A 15,084-nucleotide genomic window follows, 5' to 3' on the forward strand; every position below is an offset into this window, starting at 1 on the left:
TACAATCGGCACTCCTTTGCATACCCTCGGTGGGTGAGGTCTTGGACGCATGAACGAAATTTTGAACGGGCTGGTCAACTGGCTTAGCGATGGCCTGCTCGGTGCCAGCGGCTGGCAAGTGTTGGCTTTCACCCTGGTTGTGACGCACATCACGATCTCTGCGGTAACGATCTTCCTGCATCGTGCCCAGTCACACCGCGCGCTGGAACTTGGTCCCATCCCGTCCCATTTCTTCCGTTTCTGGCTTTGGCTGACGACCGGCATGGTGACCAAGGAATTCGTCGCCATCCACCGCAAACATCACGCCAAGTGCGAGACCGAGGAAGACCCGCACAGCCCGCAGACACGTGGCCTGAAGGCGCTGCTGCTGACCGGCGTCGAGCTTTATCGCGCCGAGTCGCGCAATCAAGAGACCATGCGCAAGTACGGTCTGGGCACGCCGGATGACTGGATCGAGCGCAACCTCTACACCCGCTTCTCGTGGCAGGGTGTGGCGCTGATGCTCATCCTCGACCTGTTGATGTTCGGTGCCATCGGTGCGACGGTGTGGGCCATCCAGATGGCGTGGATTCCCGTTTGGGCGACCGGCGTCATCAACGGTATCGGCCACTACTGGGGCTATCGCAACTTTGAGGCGCCCGATGCGTCGACCAATGTGGTGCCCTGGGGCATCCTGATTGGCGGTGAGGAACTGCACAACAACCATCACACCTACCCGACCTCCGCCAAGTTCTCGGTCAAGAAGTTCGAGTTCGACATCGGCTGGGGCTATATCCGTGCGATGGAGATGATTGGCTGGGCGAAGGTGCGAAAGACGGCCCCCAAGCTCAGTTTGGGCGAGATCAAGCCGGCCGCCGATGCGCGCACCTTGGAAGCGCTGATCGCCAATCGCTACGAGGTCATGGCCAGCTATGCGCGCAGCCTCAAGGCAGCGTGCGCCGCTGAGTTGGCCAAGGTCAAGGCCGACGGTGGCAGGCACAGCGAGCGTTTCACGCAGTTCAAGCTGGCCAAGCGCTGGTTGCACCGCGACGAAGACCGCATCCCGGCCGAGGTGCACGGCGATCTGGCCCATGTTCGTGCCGCCAGCCCAGTCATCGACAAACTGGTGACGATGCGCGAAGAGCTGCGCCAGCTCTGGACACGCACCAATGTGTCGGCCGATCAGCTGGTCGCGGACCTGCAGGCTTGGTGCCGCCGCGCCGAGGAAAGCGGCATTGCCGAACTGCAAGCTTTCTCGATGCGCCTGCGCGCCGCGCACGTCTGACCGACATTTCTCTGATGTAAAGGGCGCCCTTGATGGCGCCCTTTTTCTTTGTCTGGCCTAGACTTGGAGCGATGCAGTCGCTGAATCAGGAGGCATGCCATGAAATACCGCTGGATCGCTTTGAGCTTGATGGCCGTCGCGGCCACTGCAAGTGCCGACGTGCAGGTGAATTTTGTGCAACCCGAGAAGTTCTCGGACATCAAGGACAACCACGGCTTCAAGCGACTGGAGTTGCTGCAGGACATCGAAGCCCACTTGGTCCAGCAGGCTGAGAAGCGCCTACCCGGACGCGATGTGCGCATCAATGTGACGGATGTGGACCTGGCCGGTGAGGTCGAGCCTTTCGGTCGCCACATGCAGTGGTTGCGCGTGATGCGCACTGTCACCTTGCCCACCATCGTCTTCAATTACGAGATTCGGGAAGGCGACAAGGTGGTCCAACAGGGCGAGGCCAGGCTGCGTGACATGAACTATCAGGACGGCTTCTATGGCTATGCGGGCGGTGACGCGCTCCGCGCCGAAAAGCGCATGATTGACCGCTGGTTCAAGGAAGAGTTCAGTCCCAAGGTGGCTGTGGCGCGCTGAGTTCCTGCTTCGACAAAAGACAAAACCCGCCAGCGTTGCCGCTTGGCGGGTTTTCTTCTGAGTGCTCGTCCGGTCGGCTTACGCCCTACCGATCACTTCAGCTTGATTTCCTTGTACAGGACATGCTTACGCACCTTGGGATCGAACTTCATGAATTCGAGCTTTTCGGGCGTGGTCTTCTTGTTCTTGTTCGTCGTGTAGAAGTGGCCGGTGCCCGCGGTGGACTCCAGCTTGATCTTTTCGCGTCCGCCTTTGGATGCCATGGTCGTATTCCTTCAGTAGGTCAGTGAACGTCGATCAGGCTTGCTTTACAGCTCACCCTTGGCGCGCAGATCGGCGACGACTTGGTCGATGCCGACCTTGTCGATCAAACGCAGAGCGGCGTTGCTGATGCGCAGGCGAATCCAGCGGTTTTCCGATTCCACAAAGAAACGGCGGTATTGCAGGTTCGGCAGGAACCGACGCTTGGTTTTGTTGTTGGCGTGGGAAACGTTGTTCCCGACCATGGGCTTCTTGCCCGTAACTTGACAGACGCGTGCCATTGACGCTTCTCCGGTTTGACTTCGTTGACCAGCCGTTCTTGCGAACAGCCCTTTGACCGCAAATGCCTGCTAAACCCGCCCCGTCAAAATTTCGGCGGGGAAAAGGCGCGGTCCATCCGGCAGGCAAGCCCGCGAGTATAGCCGCAAACCCGCAGCACGCGCGTCTTGGATGGTGGCTGCTGCCCGCAGATCAGCCGTTTTCCTGATCCAGGAAGCGCTGGGCATCCAGGGCCGCCATGCAACCTGTGCCGGCGCTGGTGATGGCCTGCCGGTAGACATGGTCCTGCACGTCGCCGGCCGCAAAAACGCCGGGCACGCTGGTCATCGTCGCGAAGCCATTCAGTCCGCTCTTGGTGAGGATGTAGCCGTCTTTCATCTCCAATTGACCCTGAAAGATATCGGTGTTGGGCTGGTGGCCGATGGCAATGAAGCAGCCGTGCACCGTGATCTCGGCCTTGCTGCCGTCCTGTACGTTGAGCGTGCGTACGCCGGTCACGCCGGAGGCGTCACCCAGCACTTCGTCGAGTTGCTGGAAGAGATGCAGCTTGATCTTGCCGGCGGCTGCCTTCTCCATCAGCTTGTCCACCAGGATGGGCTCAGCGCGGAACTTGTCGCGGCGGTGGATGAGGTGGACGGTGCTGGCGATGTTGGACAGGTAGAGCGCTTCTTCAACGGCGGTATTGCCTCCACCCACCACGCAGACTTCCTGGCCGCGATAGAAGAAGCCGTCGCAGGTCGCGCAACCACTGACCCCGCGACCCATGAAGGCCTGTTCGGACCCCAGTCCGAGGTACTTCGCCGATGCTCCGGTTGCGATGATGAGGGCATCGCAGGTGTAAGTGCCGCTGTCCCCCGTGAGTGTGAAGGGGCGCTTGGAAAAGTCGACGGCGTTGATGTGGTCAAAAACGATCTGTGTCTGGAAGCGCTCAGCGTGCTGCAGGAAGCGCTGCATCAGCTCGGGGCCCTGTACGCCCATCACATCGGCAGGCCAGTTGTCGACCTCGGTCGTTGTCATGAGTTGACCCCCTTGGGCCATGCCGGTGATCAACGTGGGCTTGAGATTGGCGCGAGCTGCGTAAATGGCGGCCGTATAGCCGGCGGGGCCCGAGCCGAGAATGAGCAGGCCGTGATGTTGGGTGGTTGGAGTCATAGCGGAGAGGTGAGGGCGGCATGGGCGTCTCGCAAGGGCGTCCTAGGGGTGAAAACCCAGGCCTAACCCGGTGCAGCGATGCCTGCCACGTGTGCACAATGCACGCCATTTTAGGCAAGCGGCTCTTCTGCCGTTAGCCTAGGGGCCAAACCTGGAGAATGCATATGGCGATGATTTCCAATCTGGACCTGATCCGGCGTGTTCCGCTGTTCTCGATGCTGACCACCGACCAGGCTCAGTCCATCGCCGACAGCGTCGTCAAACGCCGCTTCAAGCGGGGTGAGTTGATCGTCGAGCAAGGCACCAAGTCCAACGCCCTTTTCATCCTTTTGAACGGCCGTGCCCGCGTGCTGACGGCCGACCACCGGGGCCGCGAGGTCATCCTGGCCGTGCTGCAGTCGGGCGATTACGTCGGTGAGATGAGCCTGATCGACAACGAGCCTCACTCAGCCACGGTGCGCGCCGAGGTACAGACCGACATGCTGGTGCTGGGCCGGCTGGAGTTTGCGCGCTGCCTGCCCGAGAGCAGCAGCCTGTCCTACGGCATCCTGCGTGGCCTGGTGGCGCGCCTGCGCAACGCCGACCGCCAGATCGAATCGCTGGCGCTGCTCGATGTCTATGGTCGCGTGGCCCGCACGTTGCTGGACATGTCGGAGGACGAGAAGGGGATCAAGCTGATCCGCGGCAAGGTCTCGCGCCAGGACATGGCCAAGGTGGTCGGCGCGTCGCGCGAGATGGTCAGCCGTGTCATGAAGGACCTGGAAGAGCGCGGCGTTATCGAAACGCTTGAGAACGGTTCGGTCGTCATCAAGGAACGGCTGACCCACGATTGACAGTGACAATGCGGGGATGAGTTTTCCCCTCGGTTCACTGCTGGGCGGCCAGGATGCCGCCGGGGCCGCCAGCGAAGCCGCCAGCCCTGCCAAACCCACGCGCCGCCAGGCGCCCAGGCCCGCCGTAGCGCCGCCTTCGGTGGCGTCGAGGCTGCTGCGCACGCCACTTTGGCTGGCGCTGACGGCCATGCTGCTCGCCCTGCTGGTGCTGGCGCTGGCCACGCATGATGTGCGCGATGCCGCCTTCAGCACCAGCGGCCAGCGCGACCTCGTCGGCAACCGGGTTGGCTCGTTCGGAGCCTGGGTGTCCGACAGCCTGCTGTTCCTGTTCGGCTTCTCGGCCTGGTGGCTGCCGCTGCTGGCTCTGCGCGCCTGGTTGCGCGGCCTGGCCGGGCTGTTGCGGCATGACGCCCTGGAGCCGGTGCGCTGGAGCCGTCGCTTGCGCTGGTGGGCCGGCGTGCTGCTGCTGATTGCCGCGAGCTGCGCGCTGGAATGGAGCCGCCTCTATGCCGTCGAACCGCGCCTGCCTGGACATGCGGGCGGCATCGTCGGCTACACACTGGGGCCGCTGGGCATGAAGAGCCTTGGTTTCGCCGGCTCGGGCGTCGTCTGGATCGTGCTGCTGCTGACCGGCATGGCCTGGGCGCTGCGCTTCTCCTGGGGGCAGCTGGCTGAATCCATCGGTGAGCGCATCGAGCATTTCCGCGAGCAGTACCTCGAGAAACGCGAACTCAAGGCCGACCAGAAGTTCGGCGAGCAGGCGGTGAAGGAGCGCGAGCAGGAGGTCGAGGTCGAGCGCCGGATCGAGCGACAGGTCGAAGCCGAACATGCGCCGCTGGTTATCGAGGTGCCGGTCGTCGAAGTGCCGCAGTCCACGCGCGTCGCCAAGGAACGGCAGCAGACCCTGTTCATCGATGCCGGCGACGCCAAGCTGCCGCAGGTCGACCTGCTGGACGCCGCGCCGGGCCGCCAGGAGACGGTGACGCCAGAGTCACTGGAGATGACCAGCCGGCTGATCGAGAAGAAGCTGCGCGACTTCGGCGTCGAGGTGCATGTCGTCGCCGCGTCGCCCGGGCCGGTCATCACGCGCTACGAGATCGAGCCGGCTACCGGCGTCAAGGGCTCGCAGATCGTTGGCCTGGCCAAGGACCTGGCGCGCTCCTTGAGCCTCGTGTCCATCCGCGTCGTCGAAACCATTCCGGGCAAGAACTACATGGCGCTGGAGCTGCCAAACGCCCGCCGCCAGACCATCCGCCTGTCCGAGATCCTCGGCTCGCAGGTCTATGCTGACGCCGCATCCCAACGGACCATGGGCCTGGGCAAGGACATCGTCGGCCTGCCCATCGTGGCCGACCTCGCCAAGATGCCGCACTGTCTCGTGGCTGGCACGACCGGTTCGGGCAAGTCGGTGGGCATCAACGCGATGATCCTCAGCCTGCTCTACAAGGCCGAGGCCCGCGATGTGCGCCTCATCCTCATCGACCCCAAGATGCTGGAGATGAGCGTCTACGAGGGCATTCCGCATCTGCTGGCGCCGGTCGTGACGGACATGAAGCAAGCCAGCAACGCGCTAAACTGGTGTGTCGGCGAGATGGAGCGGCGCTACAAGCTCATGTCCAAGATGGGCGTGCGCAACCTGGCCGGCTACAACAAGAAGATCGACGAGGCCAAGGCCAACGGCGTCAGCATCCCCAACCCATTCGCGCTGAACAACGAGGAGCCGGAGCCGCTGGAGCGCCTGCCTTTCATCGTCGTCGTCATCGACGAGCTAGCCGACCTGATGATGGTCGTCGGCAAGAAGATCGAGGAACTGATCGCCCGGCTGGCGCAGAAAGCGCGCGCGGCTGGCATCCACCTGATCCTGGCCACGCAGCGACCATCGGTGGACGTCATCACCGGCCTCATCAAGGCCAACATCCCCACGCGCCTGTCCTTCCAGGTCAGCTCCAAGATCGACAGCCGCACCATCCTCGACCAGATGGGTGCCGAGGCCCTGCTGGGCATGGGCGACATGCTCTACATGCCCTCGGGCACCGGCTTGCCGATCCGCGTACACGGCGCCTTTGTCAGCGACGACGAGGTCCACCGCGTTGTGGAGTACATCAAGTCCCAGGGTGAACCGAACTACATCGAAGGCATTCTCGAAGGCGGCGTGCTCGACGGCATCGACGGCGAAGCGCCCGCACCCGGTGAAGCTGCGGGTGAAGCCGACCCCATGTACGACCAAGCCGTGGCCATCGTCCTACAACATCGCAAGGCGTCGATCTCGCTGGTGCAGCGCCATCTGCGCATAGGCTACAACCGCGCCGCGCGGCTGCTGGAGCAGATGGAGAACTCCGGCCTCGTCGGCGCGTTGGCTTCCAACGGCAGCCGCGAACTGATCGTTCCCAAGCGTGACGAGTGATTGAGACGAATGAAAAAACTCCTGTGCTCACTGATGCTGCTCATTGCGGGCGCCGCGCATGCGGACGCCGTTGACGCGTTGCGCGATTTCGGCCGCGACGTGAAGAGTGGCAAGGCCAGTTTCACGCAGACTGTCACGTCGCCGGATGGCAAGCGCAAAAAGGTTTCATCAGGCAGCTTCGAATTCCAGCGCCCCAACCAGTTCCGCTTCGCCTATGCCAAGCCGTTTGAGCAGGTCATCGTGGCGGATGGCACCAAGGTCTGGATCTACGACGCCGACCTGAACCAGGCCAGCTCGCGCAAGCTGGCCGAAGCGCTGGGCGCCACGCCGGCCGCTTTGCTCGCCGGCACGAACATCGAGCGTGACTTTGCGCTGAAGGCACAGCCCAGCGAGGGCGGCATCGACTGGGTGCAGGCGACGCCCAAGCAGGCCGATTCGACCATCCAGTCACTCAAGCTCGGCTTTCGCGCCAAGGAACTGGCGGCGATGGAGATCGTCGACGGCTTTGGCCAGCGCTCGCGGCTGGACTTCAGTGCCGTGCAGGCCAATGTGCCGGTGTCTGCCGAGCGCTTCCAGTTCAAGCTGCCGGCGGGAGCCGACCTCATCGAACAGTGAGCACAGCGTCCCTCTTCGACGCCGAGCCGCCCGCGCCCCCGCTGGCCGAGCGACTGCGGCCGAAGACGCTGGACGAGGTCATCGGCCAGCGCCACCTGCTCGGCCCCGGCATGCCGCTGCGCGCGGCCTTCGAGGCCGGGCGGCTGCAGAGCATGATCCTTTGGGGCCCGCCCGGCGTCGGCAAGACGACGCTGGCGCGCCTCGTGGCCGGTGCCTTCGACGCGCAGTTCATCGCCATCTCCGCCGTGCTCGGGGGCGTCAAAGACATCCGCGAGGCTGTCGACCGCGCCCAGATCGCCGCACAGCAAGGCCGCCGCACGGTGGTCTTCGTCGACGAGGTTCACCGCTTCAACAAGGCCCAGCAGGACGCCTTCCTGCCGCATGTCGAATCGGGCCTGTTCACCTTCATCGGCGCGACGACCGAGAACCCCAGCTTCGAAGTCAACTCGGCCCTGTTGTCGCGCGCGCAGGTCCAGGTGCTCAAGAGCCTGGACGCCGAGGAACTCGGCGAGCTGATCGTTCGCGGTGCGGCCGAGCTTGGCACTGCGCCGCCAACCCAGCAAGCGGCCGACCGCCTCATCGGGTACGCCGACGGCGACGCCCGCCGTCTGCTCAACGCACTCGAATCGGCTGCGTCCCTCGCCAATGGCCAGCTCATCGACGAGGCGCTGCTGGAACGCACGCTGGGCGAGCAGTTGCGCCGTTATGACAAGGGCGGCGACCAGTTCTACGACGTCATCTCGGCGCTGCACAAGTCCGTGCGCGGCAGCAACCCCGACGCATCCTTGTACTGGTTCGTGCGCATGGTGGACGGCGGCGTCGATGCGCGCTACATCGCGCGCCGCCTCGTCCGCATGGCCAGCGAGGACATCGGCCTGGCCGACCCGCGCGCGTTGCGCATCACGCTGGACGCGGCCGACACCTACGAGCGCCTGGGCTCGCCCGAGGGCGAGCTGGCGCTGGCCGAGGCCGTCATCTACCTGGCCGTGGCACCCAAGTCCAACGCCGTCTACAAGGCCTTCAACGCCGTCAAGGCCTTCGTCAAGCAGGACCAGACGCGCCCGGTGCCCGTGCACCTGCGCAACGCACCGACGCGGCTGATGAAGGACCTGGGCTTCGGCAAGGCCTACCGCTACGCCCATGACGAACCAGGTGGCTATGCGGCCGGCGAGCAGTACCTGCCCGACGGATTGGAAGGCCAACGTTGGTACGAGCCCGTGTCGCGCGGCCTGGAGCAGCGCATCGCCGACAAGCTGGCTGAACTGCGGCGGTTGGACGATGAAGCGTCTTAGCGCTGCGCTGCTTGCGCTGTGCACATTGGTGGCACAGGCCGCCGACGGCCCGACGCTGGCGCGCGTGCGCGACACCGGCGTCATCGTCATCGGCTACCGGCCGGCCTCGCTGCCGTTCTCCTATCTCGACGCCCAGCTGCGCCCCACCGGCTATACGGTCGAACTTTGCGACCGCATCGTCGCGGCCGTGCGCCAGAAGCTGCAACTGCCCGACCTGGAAGTGCGCCGCGTCGAGGTCGCGTCGGCCACGCGCCTGCCGCTGGTCATCAATGGGACGCTGGACCTGGAATGCGGCATCACGACGCACACCGCCGAAAGGGCGCGGCACCAAGCGTTCTCGCTCACCATCTTCATCGCCGAGACGCGGTTGATGACGCGTTCCAGGGAGCGTGTGGAAGGCCTGGCCAGTCTGAGCGGCCAGACGGTGGCATCGACCATCGGCACCACCAGCATCCAGCATCTGGCCAAGGTCAACGAGCAGCAGACCCTGGGCATCCGCATCCTCGGCGGCCTGGACGACCCCGAAGGCTTCCAGATGCTGCGCAGCGGCCGAGCTTCGGCCTTCCTGATGGACGATGTGCTGCTGCGCAGCCTGCTCGCCCAGCAGGGACCCGGCGCGGACGACTACCGCATCTCCGACACCGCGTTGACTGTGGAGCCCTATGCCATCGGCCTGCGCAAGGGCGACCCGCATTTCAAGGCGCTGGTGGACGAGGTGCTGGCGGGCCTGTATCGCAGCGGCGAGATCCACGCCATCTACCGCCGCTGGTTCGAGTCGCCGCTACCGGCTTCAGGACTCAACCTCAAGCTGCCGATGAGTGCGGCTTTCCGCCGCGTCATCGCCAAGCCGACCGATTCATCGGACCCGGAGCAGTACCGCTAGCGGAAGTTGTCCAGCACGATGCCGTGCCGGTTCAGCTTGTCATACAGCGTCTTGCGCGGCGTGCCCAGCAGCTCCATCGCCGCGGGTACCTTGCCCTGGCAGCGGCGCAGCGCCTGCTCGATCAGCGTCTTCTCGATCAGGTCCATCTGTCGTGCCAGGTTCAGCGAGGGCAGGGCCTGCAGGGCGGCCTGTGGGTCGAGGTCGTCCAGCGCCAGCACGAAACGGTCGGCGGCGTTGCGGATCTCGCGCACATTGCCAGGCCAGTCGTGGGCCATCAGCTCGCGCAGCTTTTCAGGCGTCAGCTCGGGCGCGGCGCGCTCGTAGCGCGTGCAGGCCTGAGCGACGAAATGCTCAAACAGCAGCGGGATGTCCTCGCGACGCTCGCGCAGCGGCGGCAGCGTCAAGGTCGCAATGTTGAGGCGGTAGTAAAGGTCGCTGCGGAATTCGTTCCTTGCCGCCTGCTCGCGCAGGTCAGACTTGCTGGCCGCGATGAAGCGTACATTGACCGGCAGCTCCTCGTTGGAGCCCAGCCGCTCGATGCGCCGTTCCTGCAGCACGCGCAGCAGCTTGATCTGCAGTGCGATGGGCATGGTCTCGATCTCGTCCAGCAGCAGCGTGCCGCCGTTGGCATGCTCGATCTTGCCGATGCGGCGCTTGGCCGCTGACGTGAATGAGCCGGCCTCGTGGCCGAACAGCTCGCTCTCGAACAGCGCCTCGGGCAGGCCGCCGCAGTTGATGGCGACGAAGTGGCGGTCGCGGCGCGCGCTCTGGTCGTGCAGGCAGCGCGCCACCAGCTCCTTGCCGGTGCCGGTCTCGCCGACGATGAGCACATCGGCCGACGTGCCGGCGAGGTTGAGTACCTGGCGACGCAACTGCTGCATGGCGGGCGACTGGCCCAGCAGCGCGGCCTCGATGCCGCTGGCGCGCTGCAGCTGCGTGCGCAGCTCGTCGGCCGAGTGGCGCAGCGTGCGCAGGTCCAGCGCGCGCCGGGCCACGTCGACCAGGCGCTCCGGCGCGAATGGTTTCTCGATGAAGTCGTAAGCCCCGGCGCGCATGGCCTGCACGGCCATCGTCACATCGCCGTGAGCGGTGATCAGGATGGTTGGAATGCTGGCGTCCGTGGCCTGTACATGGGCCAACAGGCTGCGGCCGTCCATGCCGGGCAAGCGCACGTCGGTGATGACGACGATGGGCGCGCCGGGCTGGATATGAGGCAGGGCCTCCTCGGCCGTGCGGCAGGGTTGCACGGTGAAGCCCTCCAGCTCCAGCGTCTGCGTCAGGCTGACCCGCACCGGCAGGTCGTCCTCGACGAACACGACCTTGTAGCCCTCAAACATTTTGGTGCTCCCAGGTGTCGACACTCAGGTCGAACTCGAAACTCATGCCGTGCGCCAGGCGCTCGGCGTGCAGCGTGCCGCCGAACTCCTGCACGATCTTGGCCGAAATGACCAGGCCCAGGCCCAGGCCTTCGCCGGCCGGCTTGGTGGTGAAAAAGGGCTCGAACAGCCGCTGCAGGTCGGCCTCGCCGACGCCGGTGCCGCTGTCCTGCACGCGCACCAGCGCACGACGTCCGCCGTCCTGCTTGATGACCAGCACGCGCAAGCGGCGTTCGGTCTCGTTCTGCATTGCGTCGATGGCATTGCCGAACAGGTTGACCAGTACCTGCTCCAGGCGATTTGCCTCGGCCCGCACGCGCAGCCCTGCCGGCACGTCGATTTCCGTCCTCACGTCCAGCGCGCGGCTGCGATGCTCCAGAAGCAGCAGCGCATTGCGGACGCAGTCCAGCAGCGCGGCCGATCCTTCGACCCGCTCGTCGGCCTTGCGTGCAAAGCTTTTCAACTGCCGGGTGATCTGGCTCATGCGCTCGACCATGTCGTCCATCAACTGCAGGTTGGTGGCGACGGCGTCCTGGCGGCCGGTCTCCAGCAGGCGGATGGAATTGCGCGCCAGCGCGCGCAGGGCGGTCAGCGGCTGGTTGACCTCGTGCGACAGGCCGGCTGACATCTGGCCCAGCACCGCCAGCTTGCTGGCCTGCAGCAGCTCGCCCTCGGTCTGCAGGCGCTGGGCGATCTGGGTCTTCAGCGCGTCGTTGGTCTGCCGCAGCTCGGCGGTGCGGCTGTCCACCAGTTGCTCCAGCTGCGCGTGGGTCTGGCGCAGGTCGGCCTGGGCCTGCGTTAGTTGCCGCAGCGCGCGCCGGCGCGAAGACAAATAGAGGGCGAGCAGGCCGATGCTGGCGCCGAAGGCCGCGCCTCCCCAGGCGGCGAGCTGGGCGCGCTGACGCACCTCGGTGAGGTCCGACAGCGCGACCAGCCGCAGGCCGAGCGGCACGATCTGGCGTTGCTGGGCCAGCATGGGCTTGGCACCCGACGATCCGGGCAGCGGCAGCTTCACCTGCTGGCCCTGGTGCACCTCCAGCGAGGCCGGCAGATCCAGGTCGGGGCCGATGGGCTGCGGATAGCGCGCGCTGGCCTGCAGGGCCTGGCGGCGTGACGGGTCGGCATGGTCGAGCACGGCGTACTTCCAGGCCTGCACCGAACTCATGATGACGACATCCTGGTCGTCGGCCACGAGGATGCGCTCGCCTTGCGACCGCAGGCCGAGGTCGACCCAGGTCGCCTCCAGCGGCGCGAGGTTGAAGCGCACGACGATGACGCCGGCCGGCTCGCCGGCCTGACGCAGGGGATGCAGCAGGTAGAAGTCGGTGCTGCCAGTGTTGGGGTCGGCGGCGAAGAAGTGGCTGCGGCCCTGCGCCAGTGCTTCGACGAGGCGGGCCGGCGGCATCAGCGCCTCGCTGGCGGACAAGACCTGACCCCGGGTGTCGGCAACGAGGATCTGGTGGGTGCCTGCGCGCACGTTGACGCGGGCCAGCATCTGGCTCGCCGCGCGGCGCGCTCCGGCGCTGTCGGGGGCCTGCATCAAGGCCTGCAGCGTCGGTGCGATGGCCAGCAGGCTGGGCAGCGACGCATGTCGCCCCAGCTCGGCGGCGAGGTTGGAGGCGTAGAGCTCCAGCCGCTCGGTGCTCAGGGCCGAGAGCTGTTCGCGGCCGCTTCGTTCGCTCAGGCGATGCGCGAGCACGAAGCCCAGCACCATCAACAGGCCGGTCAGGAAAAGATGGAAGCCGGGCCGGCTCAGCAGCCGGAGCAGGCGCAGCGCGCGGGGGCGGAAGGAGTCGGACACGGCCATGGCAGAGGGCCGTGTAGTTTGCCCACGCCAGGCTGGCATGGACATGGCCTGCGAGGGTTTTTTAGGGGCTGGCGGAGAACCGCCTGCCGGCCGTGCGGTTTGTGCGGATTTCCGCCCAGCTGGGGCTGCTCGACACTCGTGAAATCCGACCGGCGGCGCCCCCGTGGGCCGGATCAAACGGTCGGCTGTTTCAGGCCGTCGGTGAATACCCTTGAAACACTGCTCAGCAGCGGGTTTTGGCACGAGGGTTGCGATTTATCCCAGGTCGCGTGGCGCATGCTGCGCCCAACAAAATTTACTGGAGCCCTTATGGAGACTCTGATTCAACAGATCATCAACGGCCTCGTGCTGGGGAGCATGTATGCCCTCGTCGCGCTGGGCTACACGATGGTCTACGGCATCATCAACCTCATCAATTTCGCCCACGGCGAGATCCTGATGGTGGGGGCCCTGGTCAGCTGGACCGTCGTCAGCGCGCTGGCCGACAGCGGCCTGCCGGGCTGGAGCCTGATGCTGATCGGCCTGGCCTGTGCGGTGGTCGTCTGTTCGATATTGAACTTCGCGGTCGAGAAGATCGCCTACCGGCCGCTGCGCAACGCACCTCGTCTGGCGCCCCTGATCACGGCGATGGGCATGTCGCTGCTGCTGCAGGTGCTGGCGATGATCATCTGGAAGCCCAATCCCAAGCCCTTCCCGCTGCTGCTGCCGACCACCCCCTTCGACCTCGGTGGCCCTGTCATCACCGTCACGCAGTGCCTGATCCTGGGCCTGACGGTCTGCATCCTGGCCGGCCTGATGTACCTCGTGAACTTCACGAAGCTGGGCCGCGCGATGCGCGCCACCGCCGAGAACCCGCGCGTGGCCGGCCTGATGGGCGTCAAGCCTGACTTCATCATCTCGACCACCTTCGTCATCGGCGCCGCACTCGCCGCCGTGGCCGGCCTGATGTGGGCCGCCAATTACGGCACGGTGCAGCACACCATGGGCTTCATGCCCGGCCTGAAGGCGTTCACGGCCGCGGTGCTGGGCGGCATCGGCAACCTGGCCGGCGCGGTGGTGGGCGGCGTGCTGCTGGGCCTCATCGAGGCCATCGGCGCGGGCTACCTCGGTGACCTGACCGGCGGCGTGCTGGGCAGTCACTACGCCGACATCTTCGCCTTCGTCGCTCTCATCCTCGTGCTGACGCTGAGGCCCTCGGGCCTGCTGGGCGAACGCGTCGCGGACCGCGCCTGAACGGAGTCTCGTCATGCAAGCCAAGAAACTGATCACCTTCATGCTCGCCGCAGTCGGCCTGCTTGTCGTGCCGCTGTTCGCGCAGCAGTTCGGCAACGGTCCCGTGCGCATCATCGACCTGGCCCTTCTCTACGTGCTGCTGGCCCTGGGGCTGAACATCGTCGTCGGCTACGCCGGCCTGCTGGACCTGGGCTACGTGGCCTTCTACGCAGTCGGTTCGTACATGTTCGCGCTGATGGCCAGCCCGCACCTGAGCGAGAACTTCGAGGCCATCCGCGCTGCCTTCCCCGATGGCCTGCATTCGCCGATCTGGTTGGTCATCCCGATGGCGGCCGGCGTCGCGGCGCTGTTCGGCGTGATGCTGGGCGCGCCGACGCTGAAGCTGCGCGGCGATTACCTGGCCATCGTCACGCTGGGCTTCGGCGAAATCATCCGCGTGTTCCTGAACAACCTGGAGCACCCGGTCAACGTCACCAACGGCCCGCGCGGCATCGGCCAGATCGACTCCTTCCACTTCTTCGGCGTCAACCTCGGCAAGTCCTGGGAGATCGGCGGCTTTACGCTGCCGTCGGTGACGCTGTACTACTACCTGTTCCTGGCCCTGGTGGTCATCAGCGTCGTCATCTGCTATCGGCTGGAGCGGTCGCGCATCGGCCGCGCCTGGATGGCCATCCGCGAGGATGAGATCGCCGCCAAGGCCATGGGCATCAACACCCGCAACCTCAAGCTGCTGGCCTTCGGCATGGGCGCGACGTTTGGCGGCGTCGCCGGCTCGATGTTCGCCAGCTTCCAGGGCTTCGTGTCGCCCGAGTCCTTCAGCCTGCAGGAGTCCATCATGATCGTGGCGATGGTCGTGCTCGGCGGCATCGGCCATATCCCGGGCGTCATCCTCGGCGCGCTGATGCTGGCCGCGCTGCCCGAGGTGCTGCGCTATGTCGCGGGGGACATCCAGAACATGACGGGGGGGCGCATCGATGCCTCCATCCTGCGCCAGCTGCTGGTCGCCCTGGCCATGATCACCATCATGCTGGTGCGCCCGCGCGGCCTGTGGCCGGCGCCCGAGCATGGCAAGGCCGCGCCGACGCCCGTCGTCAAGTGAG

The 15,084-nt window shown here is 65.6% G+C and carries 14 protein-coding genes; 9 read left to right on the plus strand and 5 right to left on the minus strand.

The features are described 5' to 3' along the window. Nucleotides 1–49 precede the first annotated feature (49 nt). Both ACT6S0_RS01220 and ACT6S0_RS01225 read left to right on the plus strand, forming a co-directional pair. Nucleotides 50–1,264 carry a DesA family fatty acid desaturase gene (locus ACT6S0_RS01220; protein ID WP_444762096.1) on the plus strand — a complete coding sequence of 405 codons (1,215 nt, stop codon included), beginning with the start codon at nucleotides 50–52 and terminating at the stop codon, nucleotides 1,262–1,264. A gap of 99 nt (nucleotides 1,265–1,363) precedes the next feature. After that, nucleotides 1,364–1,849: a DUF3016 domain-containing protein gene (locus tag ACT6S0_RS01225; RefSeq protein WP_444762097.1), complete on the plus strand. Its 486-nt coding sequence runs from the start codon at nucleotides 1,364–1,366 to the stop codon at nucleotides 1,847–1,849. A 92-nt stretch (nucleotides 1,850–1,941) separates the two neighbouring features. On the opposite strand, the gene rpmG is transcribed toward ACT6S0_RS01225, so the two are convergent. From rpmG to trxB, 3 genes are all read right to left on the minus strand, one after another. After that, nucleotides 1,942–2,112: a 50S ribosomal protein L33 gene (rpmG, locus tag ACT6S0_RS01230; RefSeq protein WP_056274272.1), complete on the minus strand. Its 171-nt coding sequence runs from the start codon at nucleotides 2,110–2,112 to the stop codon at nucleotides 1,942–1,944. Between the two features lie 45 nt (nucleotides 2,113–2,157). Beyond that, complete coding sequence (rpmB, locus tag ACT6S0_RS01235; protein WP_056274269.1) at nucleotides 2,158–2,391, minus strand: 50S ribosomal protein L28; 234 nt, start codon at nucleotides 2,389–2,391, stop codon at nucleotides 2,158–2,160. A gap of 190 nt (nucleotides 2,392–2,581) precedes the next feature. Further along, nucleotides 2,582–3,541 (minus strand): thioredoxin-disulfide reductase, encoded by a 960-nt coding sequence (gene trxB, locus ACT6S0_RS01240; protein WP_444762098.1) that lies wholly within the window; start codon nucleotides 3,539–3,541, stop codon nucleotides 2,582–2,584. A 164-nt stretch (nucleotides 3,542–3,705) separates the two neighbouring features. Between trxB and ACT6S0_RS01245 the strand changes: the two genes are divergently transcribed. Genes ACT6S0_RS01245 through ACT6S0_RS01265 form a run of 5 tightly spaced genes read left to right on the plus strand, consistent with a single transcriptional unit; the run spans nucleotide 3,706 to nucleotide 9,568 of the window. Continuing rightward, the gene (locus ACT6S0_RS01245) at nucleotides 3,706–4,374 is read left to right on the plus strand and encodes a Crp/Fnr family transcriptional regulator (RefSeq protein ID WP_056196243.1); all 669 of its coding nucleotides are present in this window, start codon (nucleotides 3,706–3,708) and stop codon (nucleotides 4,372–4,374) included. A gap of 16 nt (nucleotides 4,375–4,390) precedes the next feature. Then, on the plus strand, nucleotides 4,391–6,778 hold the full coding sequence (locus ACT6S0_RS01250) for a DNA translocase FtsK (RefSeq protein ID WP_444762099.1): 2,388 nt from the start codon (nucleotides 4,391–4,393) through the stop codon (nucleotides 6,776–6,778). 9 nt (nucleotides 6,779–6,787) lie between these two features. Then, entirely contained in the window at nucleotides 6,788–7,393 is a 606-nt protein-coding gene (lolA, locus tag ACT6S0_RS01255) for an outer membrane lipoprotein chaperone LolA (protein WP_444762100.1), read from the plus strand. Continuing rightward, nucleotides 7,390–8,685, plus strand: coding sequence for a replication-associated recombination protein A (locus ACT6S0_RS01260; protein WP_444762101.1), 1,296 nt, complete (start codon nucleotides 7,390–7,392; stop codon nucleotides 8,683–8,685). The genes lolA and ACT6S0_RS01260 overlap by 4 nt, the downstream gene beginning before the upstream one ends. After that, on the plus strand, nucleotides 8,672–9,568 hold the full coding sequence (locus tag ACT6S0_RS01265) for an amino acid ABC transporter substrate-binding protein (protein WP_444762102.1): 897 nt from the start codon (nucleotides 8,672–8,674) through the stop codon (nucleotides 9,566–9,568). The genes ACT6S0_RS01260 and ACT6S0_RS01265 overlap by 14 nt, the downstream gene beginning before the upstream one ends. Here ACT6S0_RS01265 and ACT6S0_RS01270 read toward each other — a convergent pair. Together ACT6S0_RS01270 and ACT6S0_RS01275 are read right to left on the minus strand one after the other, a co-directional pair. Next, entirely contained in the window at nucleotides 9,565–10,905 is a 1,341-nt protein-coding gene (locus ACT6S0_RS01270) for a sigma-54-dependent transcriptional regulator (RefSeq protein WP_444762103.1), read from the minus strand. The genes ACT6S0_RS01265 and ACT6S0_RS01270 overlap by 4 nt on opposite strands. Then, nucleotides 10,898–12,751: a sensor histidine kinase gene (locus tag ACT6S0_RS01275; RefSeq protein ID WP_444762104.1), complete on the minus strand. Its 1,854-nt coding sequence runs from the start codon at nucleotides 12,749–12,751 to the stop codon at nucleotides 10,898–10,900. Before ACT6S0_RS01275 ends, ACT6S0_RS01270 begins: the two co-directional genes overlap by 8 nt. Before the next feature lie 309 nt (nucleotides 12,752–13,060). On the opposite strand from ACT6S0_RS01275, the gene ACT6S0_RS01280 reads away from it, so the two are divergent. Next, nucleotides 13,061–13,984 carry a branched-chain amino acid ABC transporter permease gene (locus ACT6S0_RS01280; RefSeq protein ID WP_444762105.1) on the plus strand — a complete coding sequence of 308 codons (924 nt, stop codon included), beginning with the start codon at nucleotides 13,061–13,063 and terminating at the stop codon, nucleotides 13,982–13,984. A gap of 13 nt (nucleotides 13,985–13,997) precedes the next feature. After that, nucleotides 13,998–15,083, plus strand: a complete 1,086-nt coding sequence (locus tag ACT6S0_RS01285) for a branched-chain amino acid ABC transporter permease (protein WP_444762106.1) — start codon at nucleotides 13,998–14,000, stop codon at nucleotides 15,081–15,083. Nucleotide 15,084 lies beyond the last annotated feature (1 nt).

Origin of the sequence: Roseateles sp., from assembly GCF_052436255.1 — a bacterium.
Taxonomy (GTDB): Bacteria; Pseudomonadota; Gammaproteobacteria; order Burkholderiales; family Burkholderiaceae_C; genus Pelomonas.